Source organism: Limisalsivibrio acetivorans (assembly GCF_000421105.1).
Classification (GTDB): domain Bacteria; phylum Chrysiogenota; class Deferribacteres; order Deferribacterales; family Geovibrionaceae; genus Limisalsivibrio; species Limisalsivibrio acetivorans.
The window spans coordinates 1,922,671-1,934,670 of sequence record NZ_ATWF01000001.1; the positions used below are offsets into that span (position 1 = coordinate 1,922,671).

Consider the following 12,000-nt stretch of genomic DNA (forward strand, 5'->3'; position numbering starts at 1 on the left):
CAGGGCTTTTAAAAAGCGGGGACGAAGGGACTCGAACCCTCGACCTCTGGCGTGACAGGCCAGCGTTCTAACCAAACTGAACTACGCCCCCAAAGGGATCTTCGATTTAAAAGTAATGGGCGGTGCAGGGATCGAACCTGCGACCCTCGGCTTGTAAGGCCGATGCTCTCCCAGCTGAGCTAACCGCCCGGTTTCTCCTTTAAAAAGAAGATATTTAATTGTAAAGCGTCCCATAGGGGATTCGAACCCCTGCTGCCGCCTCGAAAGGGCGGTGTCCTAGGCCAGGCTAGACGAATGGGACCTATGAGCCATGTTGGGCTCGAACCAACGACCCACTGCTTAAAAGGCAGTTGCTCTACCGACTGAGCTAATGGCTCATTCTAAATCCGCCAAGATGTTTTCTTCTAAGCGGGAATTGGTTTATAGCAAAATACGAAGCTCTTTGTCAATTACTTTTTTGAAAAAAATATTAAATAATCCATATACGTTCTGAAACCCCTAACGCAGGGGTGGTGGCATCAGGCTAACTATCTTTTGAGAGTGGATAAAAACCCGGCTGGCCATCACATAAAAACGGCAGGATTTATCCATAAAAAAAGCCCTGCACAAAAAAATGTCCAGGGCTTCTCAATATTTTTATGATTAAGTTATCTAGAATACATCCTCGAGGATCATTGTCTCTTCCCTGTCCGTTCCTACGGATACAATATTGTACTTAATGCCGAGGAAATCCTTTACATAATCGAGGTATTTCTTGGCATTCTCGGGGAGGTCATCGTAGTTACTTACCTTTGTGATATCCTCCTCCCAGCCGGGGAACTCTTTGTATATGGGCTCACACCCTTCAAGGGCGCCTATCTCAGGGGGGAAAGTGTCGAGTGTTTCGCCTTTATATTTGTAGCCCACGCATGCCTTTATTGTTTTCATACCTGTGAGCACATCCAGCTTGGTGAGTGAAATGTAGTTTATGCCGTTAACAACGCATGCGAACTTTGCCGCCACGAGGTCCAGCCAGCCGCATCTTCTGGGTCTGCCGGTTGTTGCGCCGTACTCATGGCCTACATCGCGCAGGCGCTGACCGTCTTCGTCGAAAAGCTCTGTGGGGAAAGGACCGCTTCCCACCCTTGTGGTGTATGCCTTCATAACGCCCACAACGTTGTTAATCCTGTTAGGTGAAAGTCCCGTACCTGTGCAGGAGCCCCCTGCAGTTGAGTTACTGGAGGTCACAAAGGGGTATGTACCGAAGTCCACATCCAGAAGTGTACCCTGGGCACCTTCCATCATAACCTTTTTACCGGAATCATAGAGCTCGTTGATGAGATAGGTGGTCTCTTTAACGTAGGGGCGGATACGCTCAGCGTACTCGAGATATTCGGTGTATATATCATCAGCGTTGATCTTCTCGTCACTGCCGTATTTTTTATCGAGGAGGAAATTCGCCTCGTTTACACCCTGCTCAAGCTTCTCACGGAATACCTCTTTATCGTAAAGGTCGCAGACCCTGATACCGTTTCTGGCGGCCTTGTCGGCGTATGTGGGGCCTATTCCCCGTCCCGTTGTGCCGATCTTCTTGCTTCCCTTTATCTCTTCACGAATACGGTCTATGAGGCCGTGATAGGGCATGATTACGTGGGCACGCTTGCTTATGAAGAGTCTGCCGGTGAAGTCTATACCCTTCTTCTCAAGCCCCACAATCTCCTCGATGAGAGCTTTGGGGTCAACGACAACGCCGTTGCCGATGATATTAAGCTTTTCGGGATGCATCGCACCGGAGGGTATGAGGTGCAGGATATATTTTTCGCCTTTGATAACAACGGTGTGTCCGGCGTTGTGTCCACCGGAGGAGCGTGCTACGACATCTGCCTGTTCTGTGAGTATGTCTACAATTTTGCCTTTACCTTCATCACCCCACTGGGCGCCAAGAATAACACTACAGCTCATTACAGTTTCTCCCTAAAGGATTTCCTTTATATTGTAGTAGTCGGTGAAGCTATCCTGCTCACCTTCATTTTCTATAAACATTACGGATTTACCTTCGCTTCTAAGTTCTTCTGCTTTGGCAAGATCCCCTTTTACGATATAATCGAATTCAGCCGTTTCACCCACGGGTTTATCTATGTGGATTATCTCCTCAACATTGAAGGCCATTCCGCATGCGGATACGTTGAAGCCGAACTTTCCTGCGAGGTTGTCGTATCTTCCGCCTGATCCTACCCTTCCGCCAACGCTGTCGTGGAGGATTTCAAAGGCAAGGCCAGTGTAATAATCGTGTCCGGTGGTTTCTGCGGCGTCGAATACAAGCATGCTTTCATCAACACCGAGGGAGATGAGCTGGCTGAATAATGATTTAATGTACTCAAGCCTCTCCTTGGCGATACCTGCAGGTGCGGTCCGGATAAGCTCATCAATAACATCCATGCCGCCGTATGCGAAGGGGAGGGAGGCAAGGAAAGCGGTGTCGCCATCAGTCAATCCTGCATTTGAGGCAAAGTCCTTGATACCCTGAACGTTCTTTGCACTCAGGAGTCCAAGGAGCTCCTCACGCCCACCCCCTGCCATTTCGAGGATGGTTTCTGTAAATCGTATGTCGCCGGCAACGAACCTGTAGCCGCTTAGTCCAAGAGCCTTCATTCCTCTATCCGCAATGAGGATGAGCTCTGTATCGCCTGCCAGCTCACTCATACCGAAAAGCTCGCAACCCACTTGAAGTTTCTCCGCTTTAACACCCTTATCTAGATTTACATTGCGGAACACCCTTCCTCGATAGCCGAGACGAAGGGGGAGGGGGAAGCCCTCCATATAGTTTGCCGCATATCTGCACACCTGGGGTGTGAAATCGGGGCGGAGCACTAGAGACTTACCCGTGTTACGGTCGATGAACCGGATGATGTTCTCGTCCTTAAAGTCCATGGCTGTGCGGGAGAGCATGTCGTAATAGTCGTATATGGGAAGGAATATCTCCATATACCCGTAGGAGTTGAGAACTCCCCGCAGTGATTTTTCAATGTCGTTCAGTTTTTTTGCACGCATGGGTGCAATGTTTGTAATACCCTGGGTCATAACCTATCCGATGTAATCCTTAAGTATATTTTGTGCCGCTGAAACCCCTTTGCCGAGCTCAATATCCGCACCGAAGCGGACAAGCCCCATCTCCAGAGCGGAAACGGCTGTTATTGTATCAAAAACGTCGTGGTAGCCTAGTGTGGAAATCCGCAGGATCCTCCCCTTAAGGTGATCCTGCCCCCCTGCATAGGTCACACCGACCTTCTCACGCATGAATTTCACAAATGCGCCTCCATCAAGTTCAGAGGGGAGATAAAAGCCAGTCGCCGCATTGGATGGATTATCCTTCGCAAGCATCTCAAAGCCAAGGGCTTTGACTGCTGCACGTGTGGCATCTCCATTTACCTGATGCCGCCTGTAGACATTCTCAAGACCCTCTTCGAAGAGCATATCAAGAACCTTGTTAAGCCCGATGATAAGGGTGAGAGCCGGTGTATAAGCGGTGGTAGATTTCTGCTGAGTCTTACGCTCTTTGCGCAGATCGAAGTAGTATCTCGGAATAGATGCGTTCTCAGCTCTGGCCCATGCCCTGTCGCTCAGTGCAATAAAAGCGAGTCCCGGAGGGAGCATAAAGGCTTTCTGGGAGCCAGTTACAAGGACATCGATACCCCATTCATCCATACGTGTGTCATAAACACCAACAGAAGTAATCCCGTCAACTATGAGGAGCGTATCGTCTGTGGCAGAGGTTACAGAGGCGATCTCTTTAACAGGGTGGCAGGCTGTTGTGGAGGTCTCGCTACCCTGCAGAAGGACAGCTTTAGTATCGGGATTCTCCTTAATAAACTCCTCGATCTGTTCCGCCTTGACGGATTCGCCCCATTCAAGATCTATTGTGGAAACGGTCATGCCGAATACATTGCATATGTCACGCCACCGTTGGCCGAATTTTCCTGCATTGACCACAAGTACATGGTCGCCTGGAGAGAGAGTGTTTACAACAGCAGCCTCCATGGCGGCTGTACCGCTTCCGGCAAGCATAAGAACCTCTCCCTCAGTGCCGAAAAGCTTCGGTAGCCTTTCTGCGGCGCTGTCGAAAATAGAGGAGAATTCATCTGTACGGTGGTGAAGTATCGGTTTGGCCATTTCAAGAAGAACGCTTTCAGGCACTGGAGTAGGCCCGGGAGCGAGAAGGTATTTCTTGAGCATATTCTCATTCACCTCGTGGAAGTCAAAGTTAGAGAATACTACAGCCAAGGGGCATAGTCAATAAAGGCAATTGTCAGATGGATTAAACTGGAAAATCGGGTCATTGGGGCTTATTATTAATAGCAGTAGTTACTTAATACCAACGGAACCTGTTAATGCTGAAAAGGAGGGAAAAATGCTCATAGAAATACTCTACGACGGCGATCTCGACAAGGAAACACCGGAACTCGCAGAAGAGATAAAGTATAAGTACGGCTCTAAGGTAGAAGTTAAGCTCATTGATACCTCCGAGGAGGGTGTGCCCTCGAAATACGGAATAGTTAATCCGCCGGCAGTTGTACTGGGTGGTGAGAGGATTGTTAAGCTTGATACTCTGGAAAGTCTCAAGAACATTGTGACTAAGGCAATATTTTGACCTACAAATCTACGGAATTTGCCTTGGTCTTTATTAATCTGGGAAATTCATCATCCTGAGAATTTCCCTGCCGCTACGCTTGGCAGAGCCTTCGCTCCGCTTACTTCCGGCTACATAAATTGAATACAATTCAATTTAGTTTTGCCTACAGGGCTTCCATCCATGGAAGCCAGACTGATCCTATCTGGGAAATTCTTCATCCTGAGAATTTCCCTGCCGCTACGCTCGGCAAAGCCTTCGCTCCGCTTACTTCCGGTTGCGTGAATTGAGCAGAGCCCAATTCAGCTACGCCTTCAGGGCTTCCATCCATGGAAGCCTGTTGCGTATCAACCTTTATAAAAATCCCAAAATGGGTTTTTAAGGGGATTCTAAGGGGAAAGTTTTCCCTAAAATTTTCCCCTTAGTCTTATTTTTACTTAATTTAATGCGAAATTAGTCACTAATTTATGTGTTTCGTGCTAAAGCACGCCATACTTTTGGCGCAAAAGTATGCAAAACTATTCCCTCAGGGTTTTCCAGCCCCCATTATTACTCATTTATTATCATAAATTCGTAAGAGATGGTGGTTCCCTCATTTCACTCCTTTTTCACCTGAAGTTTTGCTGATGCTGAGGAGTGTAGCCGCTATTCACACATTCCAGTATTCAATATTTAGAACTACCTCACCTGTCACGTGCGGCCAAAACTTCCGGGCGGTTCCAAAAGAGCTCATTCGGCTGCAAAACATTCGGGGAAGATTAAGAGCTTTTAAGGCCAAATGAGTCGTTGGCTACTAGTCTTCCAATTTATGAAATACCTTTTCACGTCTCACGTTGTTTTCTCTTGGGTGTAAACGTTAGAGCTACCGATTAAATATATGGAATTTGCCATTCATGGAAATTCCATTGTTGTTCGAGCGGGGGAGACCCGCTCTCTCGCACTTCCGGCTACGATATATCTGGGAAATTCTTCATCCTGAGAATTTCCCTGCCTCTACACTCGGCAAAGCCTTCGTTCCGCTTACTTCCGTTACAGAATATGAAGCATAGCTCCATATTCTTCACTTCAGAGCCAACATCCATGTTGGCTTTATCCGCTTCAACCTTTATAAAAAACCCAAAATGGGTTTTTAAGGGGATTCTAAGGGGAAAGTTTTCCCTAAAATTTTCCCCTTAAACTAATCTGGGAAATTCATCATCCTGATAATTTCCCTGCCGCTACGCTCGGCAAAGCCTTCGCTCCGCTTACTTCCGGCTACATGAATTGAATACAATTCAATTTAGTTTCGCCTTCAGGGCTTCCATCCATGGAAGCCTGTTACATATCAACCTTTAAACGTATGATTTGCATTAGCTTTCATGGATGAAAGCTCGCTTGCGTAAGTGAGAAGGAAGCTGCTAATTAATATCAGGGAAATTCATCATCCTGAGAATTTCCCTGCCGCTACACTCGGCAAAGCCTTCGCTCCGCTTACTTCCGTTACAGAATATGAAGCATAGCTCCATATTCTTCACTTCAGGGCTTCCATCCTTGGAAGCCTTTTACGTATCAACCTCAAATGTGTTATTAGCATAAGCTTTCATGGATTAAAGCGTACTACACATCAATCATTATATTTATCTTCAAAATGGGTTTTTGAGGGGTGCGGGGAACTTTGTTCCCTAAAAAGTTCCCTGCGTTCTTAGTTTTACTAATCTATGGAATATTCCATGGATGGGAATGTATTCAGATAGATTGTGGGTGGTTTGTTCCCAAAAAAGCATCCCTTACGTATATCCTAATACTGCAATTTCAATCTAGAAAAGTAAGAAATGAAGTGACGATTTTCTTAAGTCCGCCTGCGTCTTTGAAGAAAACCTCCGCCTTTTCGCTGGCTCCATCTCCTGACACGGAGATAATAATACCTTCGCCGAATTTCTCATGCTGGACCCTTTTCCCCGCTTTACCTGTACTTCCACCCGATTTTTTGTTGCCTGGCTTTTTAACATTAACTTTGCTATTTGCGAAGGACGGCGATTTTGCACGGAACCATTCGGGTTCTTTGAATCCCATTTCATCAAGAAAATAGGAGCGGGTGGTCATATTACGCTTACCGTAAATGATACGGTTTTCTGCATTAGTGACATAGAGATGCTTTTTGGCTCTGGTAACACCGACATAGCACAGTCTTCGCTCCTCCTCCATCTGCTCCGGCTCGTCTATACTGGAATGTAGAGGAAAAAGCCCGTTTTCCAGCCCTGTGAGGAAGACAACATCAAACTCAAGCCCCTTTGCGGAGTGTATTGTCATAAGGCTGACCCTATCGCCGGTATCCTCATCCGTTGATGTTGTGAGCGATGTTGTGGCGAGGAAGTCGGTGAGTGTTCCATCGGGGTTTGCCTCTTCGAAGGCGACGGCGGCGTTGAAAAGTTCGTCTATGTTTCCTGCCCTCTTCTCTGCCTCCTCCTTACTCTCGAACTTTTTGAGGTACTCCTTATATTCTGTCATCTCTATGATATCGTTCACCATATCGCTTACCTTCCCGAGGCCTGCGAGATGGTCCATAAGCCTGACATAGCCTTCTAGCCCTCTACGCATATTTGCGCTGAGTGAGCCCCCCATGTTCTTAGTTCCCTCGAGAAGATTCATTCCATTCGATATGGAGTAACGGCGGAGTTTCTCTATGGTTCCATCCCCTATTCCCCTGCCGGGGAATTTGAGGCTTCGTGCGAAGGAGACGGTATCGTATGCGTTATCAAAGAAGCGGAGATAGCTGAGGATATCCTTGATCTCCCGCCTCTGGTAGAATGCTGTGCCGCCGATCACCTTATACGGTATCCCCTTTTTATTCAGGTTTACCTCGAAGTTACGTGACTGGGCGTTGGTCCTGTAAAGAACTGCCGTATCCTTGAGGGAGTGTCCCTCCTCCATGTATTTCTCGATGGTGGACGTAACAAACTCCGCCTCTGCGGCTTCGTTCATGGCGGAACGGTACTCAACGGTCCCCTCTTCCTTAACAAAGGGGACAAGCTCCTTCCCTTTACGCATCCTGTTGTTGTTTATGAGTGAATTAGCTCTTGCGAGGATATCCGCTGTGCTTCGGTAGTTGTCTGTGAGCTTAACGGTTTCAACACCGCTGAAATGCTTATCGAACTCAAGGATATTTCGAATATCCGCACCACGCCAGCCGTAGATAGACTGGTCGTCATCCCCTACCACACAGATCTTTCCGTTCTCTCCGGAAAGAAGCTGCAGGAACAGGAACTGTATTCCGTTCGTATCCTGATACTCATCCACAAGGATATACTTGAATATACTCCGGTAGTGGTCCCTTGTCTGCGGGTTAGCCTGCAGCATGCGTATGGTCAGGGCGAGCATATCGTCGAAATCTATGAGATATTGCTGGTCCAGCCTGTGCTGATACTCATTAAAAACCTCGTCCAGCCTGTGGAAGGTAGCCGCATCGGGTGGCATGGAATCAACATAGGGCTTGGTGTTCTTAAACCAGCTTATTCGGTGCATATACTGTTTTGGCGGATATTTCTTGTGGTCGATCTTGAGATCTTTCACCACTGAACGCATGAGCGAGAGCCTGTCGTCCTGATCGATGACACCAAAGCCCCCCTGCAAACCAACCAGATGGCCATCTCGCCGGAGAAGGCGGAGGCATATGGAGTGGAACGTGCCCATCCAGACGCTATACGCCGAAGGGCCCACAAGGCCGAAAAGCCTTGTTTTCATCTCCTCCGCCGCCTTGTTTGTGAATGTTACGGCGAGGATGTTGTCCGGTTGTATCCCACAGACCTTTATAAGGTATGCGATCCTGTATGTGATAACCCTTGTTTTCCCCGTTCCGGCTCCTGCCAGAACGAGCAGAGGGCATTCTGTGCTGGTTACTGCGGCGTATTGTCCGTCGTTAAGTTCGTTCTTAAAATCTATCATTCTCTCATCGCTGCTATTCTTTTATTGTAGGCAAGTATCAGGTCGCTTCTACGCAGAAGGCCTGTGACCCTGTAGCCCTCGCCATCCTCTTCCACAACGGGGAGTGCACCCAGATCCTTGCGTCCCATCTTTTCCATGGCAACCGTAAGTGTATCATCCGGATAAAGATAAATCACCCCCTGTTTCGTACATATCTCTCCTGCAACAACAATATCCTCAAGCCCCTCCTCAAAGATCACTCCCCTGATGTCGTCCAGAGAAAGCATGCCGACAAGGTGTTCGCTGTTGTCAAGAACGGGGAAGTAGCTCTGGGGTGCCGTCTGTATACCCTCCATCACTTCTCGAAAGGGGGTGTTTTCATGGAAGGAGGTAACATCGGTGAACTGAACATCACGAACATATATGGAATCGAGTACCTGTTCCTCAAGCCCCCGCTTGATGCGTATCCCCTGCTTCGTTAGTATCCATGAGAATATGGACTCCTTCTCGATCCAGTTTGCAGCGATGTTGGCTATTATCGCTGTGAGCATGAGGGGGAGAATGATGGTATAGCTCTGGGTTATCTCGAATATGATAAGTATCGCTGTGAGAGGCGCCCGCATGGTTGCGGCAAGCATGGCACTCATTGCAACGAGGGCGTAGGCTCCGCTGTCCGCTGTCATCCCTGGCATGAGTGAGTGCATAAGCCAGCCGAAAAAACCTCCGGTCACCGCACCGATGAAAAGTGAGGGAACGAAAAGACCGCCGGAGCCTCCAGAGCCCAGCGTGAAGGAGGTGGCCAGTATCTTGAGAAAGACTATGACGAGGAGGATCATACCCACCTCGCCATGGAGGACCTTTATAATCGTGTCGTAGCCGACACCCATGATATCTCGGGAAAAAACGGCCAGTGTACCCATAAGCAGACCACCGAGAGCCGGCTTGCTCCATGAGGGTATGTCGAGGCTCTCGAAGCGTTCCTCAAAGAAATAGAAGGTTCTTATGAAGAATACCCCCACCACTGCGCATAGAAGACCTAGAAGCGCATAAAGAGGGAGCTCAAAGGCGCTTTCGAGGTGATAAACTGGGGCTTCGAAGGTTACCTCATGACCCAGATACGCCCTGGAAACGGCGGTTGCTATAACCGATGCGATGATGATTGGACTGAATGTTTTGAGTCCGAACTCCCCGAGAAGAACCTCGGCAGCAAACATCGCACCCCCTATGGGGGCATTGAATGTCGCCGCTAGTCCGCCTGCGGCACCGCATGCAACGGAGGCCTTCATCCGGCTGGTGGAGAACCGGAAGAAACGCCCTACCCCGGAACCGATGGCCGCACCGATCTGCACGATGGGCCCCTCTCTACCCGCAGAACCTCCTGAACCGAGGGTTATGGCTGATGAGAGCGACTTAATGATGGCGATGGCGGGGGATATGCTCCGGTTCATTGCTATCGCCTTCATAACGTCCGGAACACCATGCCCCTTGGCAAACTTGAACATGATGGAGATAAGCCCCACCATAAGCCCGCCGATGGCCGGTATCAGGATAATCTTATAAAAGGGTGTGTTGTTGAGTGTTTCGAGGATAAACTCCGAGCGGCTTCCGTAGAAAAGCCCCTGAAAGAAGCCTATCATCCAACGGAAGATGATATTGCCGTATCCGGCCAGCAGGCCGATTATTACAGCGATGATCACCATATATAGGTCCTCGTGACCATCAAGAAATCTGCCGAACCGCCGCCTCTTTGAGTGCGGTCCGCCTAATAGCTCTCTTCTTATGTCCATAACTGCACCATGGAACGCCTTACTTTAATGCTCAGGCTCTGAACACTACTCCCTTGTGATGGAGATTTCAAGGGGTATATGACCACAATCTGACTTTTATGTACCAAACAGCTTTTAGCGTTCTATTTTCGAACCAAAGATCTAACATTTCGATAACACTAATAATATTGCATTAATCATTATTTCTATTATTATAGAAATATAAAAAAGGAGGTCACCATGACTAAGATACTTTTTGTGTGCGTACACAACTCGGCCAGAAGCCAGATGGCAGAAGCATATGCTAATGAATTAGGCTCGGATGTTATTGATGCTGAGAGTGCCGGATTGACACCGGGTAACCTTAACCCCTTCGCCGTTGAGGCGATGAAGCTCGATGGCATAGATATCAGCGGCAACCCGACAAAGTCCGTTTTCGACTTTTTCAAGGAGGGTCGTCAATACAGCTATGTTATAACAGTTTGCGATGAGCTGACCGCACAGAGATGCCCCATATTCCCCACTATCAAGGACAAGCTTGTATGGAGCATTGAGGACCCATCCGCAGCTGAAGGAACGGATGAACAGAAGCTGGAAAAAACTATCGCTGTACGGGACACAATTAAGATGCGTGTTCTTGATCTTATCGAGAGGATAAAGGGTGAGTAGATGGGACTTTTCGGCAAATATTTGACACTATGGGTGGCTCTATCCATGGGGGCAGGCGTCTTCATTGGCGAGATGTTCCCAGGGTTTACAGATACGATGCGTTCTCTAGAGATAGGCGGAGGCATAAACCTCGCCATCGCCGTTTTGATGTGGTTCATGATCTTCCCGATGATGCTCAAGGTGGACTTTGCCTCTGTTAAGGATGCGGGAAAGAACCCTGCGGGTCTGCTGATTACTCTGGCGGTGAACTGGCTGGTTAAGCCCTTCAGCATGGCATTATTCGGCTATCTCTTCGTTAAGGTCCTTTTTGTTCCATTTATTGGAGAGGAGCTGGCCAATCAATATATGGCAGGTCTCATAATCCTTGCTGCGGCACCCTGCACCGCCATGGTTTTCGTGTGGAGCAGTCTAACAAAGGGTGATCCCGGCTATACCCTTGTTCAGGTGTCGGTGAACGATCTTATCATGCTTTTTGCATTTGCCCCCATAGTTAAGTTTCTAGTTTCCGGAACCTCTGATCTCAGTGTTCCCTATAACGTGCTGTTTCTCTCTGTGACTGTATTCGTAGCGGTTCCGCTTATCAGTGCTGTGGCGGCAAAGGGTGCAGTAATAAAGACAAAGGGTAAGGAATGGTTCGAGAACAGCTTCGTCCCTTTCTTTCAGCCCCTCTCAATCTCCGCACTGCTGGCAACGCTTGTATTCATCTTTGCCTTTCAATCGGAAAATATCACAAGCCGCTTATTCCATGTTCTTCTGCTTAGTATACCTATACTGCTGCAGGTTTACTTCAATTCCGGGCTTATATATTGGCTGATGCGCAGGTTTAGAATACGACACAACGTGGCTTCACCGGGTGCCCTCATCGGTGCGAGTAACTTTTTCGAGCTCGCTGTGGCTACAGCTATATCTCTGTACGGACCGGAATCCGGCGCCGCACTGGCAACGGTGGTAGGCGTTCTTGTGGAGGTTCCTGTAATGCTTTCCGTATGCTCGATATGCGTCAGAAGTGCTGGATGGTACAAAGCCGCTGGTACGGGATAGGTCTTATAAGTTAGCTCC

9 protein-coding genes and 4 tRNA genes are annotated in these 12,000 nt (G+C 48.3%); 3 read left to right on the top strand and 10 right to left on the bottom strand.

Annotated elements, in window-relative coordinates:
• Positions 1-16: 16 nt before the first annotated feature.
• From K300_RS0109135 to K300_RS0109165, 7 genes are all read right to left on the bottom strand, one after another.
• Positions 17-91: transfer RNA gene (locus K300_RS0109135), tRNA-Asp, on the bottom strand.
• 25 nt (positions 92-116) lie between these two features.
• Positions 117-189 (bottom strand) — tRNA-Val (locus K300_RS0109140).
• 37 nt (positions 190-226) lie between these two features.
• Positions 227-301, bottom strand: a tRNA-Glu gene (locus tag K300_RS0109145).
• 3 nt (positions 302-304) lie between these two features.
• Positions 305-377, bottom strand: a tRNA-Lys gene (locus tag K300_RS0109150).
• A gap of 274 nt (positions 378-651) precedes the next feature.
• Positions 652-1,941, bottom strand: a complete 1,290-nt coding sequence (locus K300_RS0109155) for an adenylosuccinate synthase (RefSeq protein ID WP_022851370.1) — start codon at positions 1,939-1,941, stop codon at positions 652-654.
• Between the two features lie 12 nt (positions 1,942-1,953).
• Positions 1,954-3,060 (bottom strand): ATP phosphoribosyltransferase regulatory subunit, encoded by a 1,107-nt coding sequence (locus K300_RS0109160; RefSeq protein ID WP_022851371.1) that lies wholly within the window; start codon positions 3,058-3,060, stop codon positions 1,954-1,956.
• A 3-nt stretch (positions 3,061-3,063) separates the two neighbouring features.
• Positions 3,064-4,260 carry a pyridoxal-phosphate-dependent aminotransferase family protein gene (locus K300_RS0109165; RefSeq protein ID WP_238320644.1) on the bottom strand — a complete coding sequence of 399 codons (1,197 nt, stop codon included), beginning with the start codon at positions 4,258-4,260 and terminating at the stop codon, positions 3,064-3,066.
• Positions 4,261-4,387: 127 nt separating this feature from the next.
• Between K300_RS0109165 and K300_RS0109170 the strand changes: the two genes are divergently transcribed.
• Positions 4,388-4,627 carry a hypothetical protein gene (locus tag K300_RS0109170; RefSeq protein ID WP_022851373.1) on the top strand — a complete coding sequence of 80 codons (240 nt, stop codon included), beginning with the start codon at positions 4,388-4,390 and terminating at the stop codon, positions 4,625-4,627.
• Positions 4,628-5,553: 926 nt separating this feature from the next.
• On the opposite strand, the gene K300_RS17075 is transcribed toward K300_RS0109170, so the two are convergent.
• The 3 genes from K300_RS17075 to K300_RS15205 all read right to left on the bottom strand — a co-directional run bounded on the left by K300_RS17075 (position 5,554) and on the right by K300_RS15205 (position 10,293).
• Positions 5,554-5,688: a hypothetical protein gene (locus K300_RS17075; protein WP_022851374.1), complete on the bottom strand. Its 135-nt coding sequence runs from the start codon at positions 5,686-5,688 to the stop codon at positions 5,554-5,556.
• A 709-nt stretch (positions 5,689-6,397) separates the two neighbouring features.
• The gene (locus K300_RS0109180) at positions 6,398-8,527 is read right to left on the bottom strand and encodes an ATP-dependent helicase (RefSeq protein ID WP_022851375.1); all 2,130 of its coding nucleotides are present in this window, start codon (positions 8,525-8,527) and stop codon (positions 6,398-6,400) included.
• Positions 8,524-10,293, bottom strand: coding sequence for a chloride channel protein (locus tag K300_RS15205; protein WP_022851376.1), 1,770 nt, complete (start codon positions 10,291-10,293; stop codon positions 8,524-8,526). Before K300_RS15205 ends, K300_RS0109180 begins: the two co-directional genes overlap by 4 nt.
• 219 nt (positions 10,294-10,512) lie before the next feature.
• Between K300_RS15205 and K300_RS0109190 the strand changes: the two genes are divergently transcribed.
• Both K300_RS0109190 and arsB read left to right on the top strand, forming a co-directional pair.
• Entirely contained in the window at positions 10,513-10,941 is a 429-nt protein-coding gene (locus K300_RS0109190; protein WP_022851377.1) for an arsenate reductase ArsC, read from the top strand.
• A complete protein-coding gene (arsB, locus tag K300_RS0109195) occupies positions 10,942-11,982 on the top strand; it encodes an ACR3 family arsenite efflux transporter (RefSeq protein WP_022851378.1) in 1,041 nt (346 codons plus the stop codon). It abuts the gene before it with no gap.
• Positions 11,983-12,000 lie beyond the last annotated feature (18 nt).

Excerpts from the sequence above, each read along its gene's own strand:
- K300_RS0109160 (WP_022851371.1), bottom strand. The coding sequence starts at position 3,060 with ATGACCCAGGGTATTACAAACATTGCACCCATGCGTGCAAAAAAACTG.
- K300_RS17075 (WP_022851374.1), bottom strand. The coding sequence starts at position 5,688 with ATGGATGTTGGCTCTGAAGTGAAGAATATGGAGCTATGCTTCATATTC.
- K300_RS15205 (WP_022851376.1), bottom strand. The coding sequence starts at position 10,293 with ATGGACATAAGAAGAGAGCTATTAGGCGGACCGCACTCAAAGAGGCGG.
- K300_RS0109190 (WP_022851377.1), top strand. The coding sequence starts at position 10,513 with ATGACTAAGATACTTTTTGTGTGCGTACACAACTCGGCCAGAAGCCAG.
- K300_RS0109155 (WP_022851370.1), bottom strand. The coding sequence starts at position 1,941 with ATGAGCTGTAGTGTTATTCTTGGCGCCCAGTGGGGTGATGAAGGTAAA.
- arsB (WP_022851378.1), top strand. The coding sequence starts at position 10,942 with ATGGGACTTTTCGGCAAATATTTGACACTATGGGTGGCTCTATCCATG.
- K300_RS0109180 (WP_022851375.1), bottom strand. The coding sequence starts at position 8,527 with ATGATAGATTTTAAGAACGAACTTAACGACGGACAATACGCCGCAGTA.
- K300_RS0109170 (WP_022851373.1), top strand. The coding sequence starts at position 4,388 with ATGCTCATAGAAATACTCTACGACGGCGATCTCGACAAGGAAACACCG.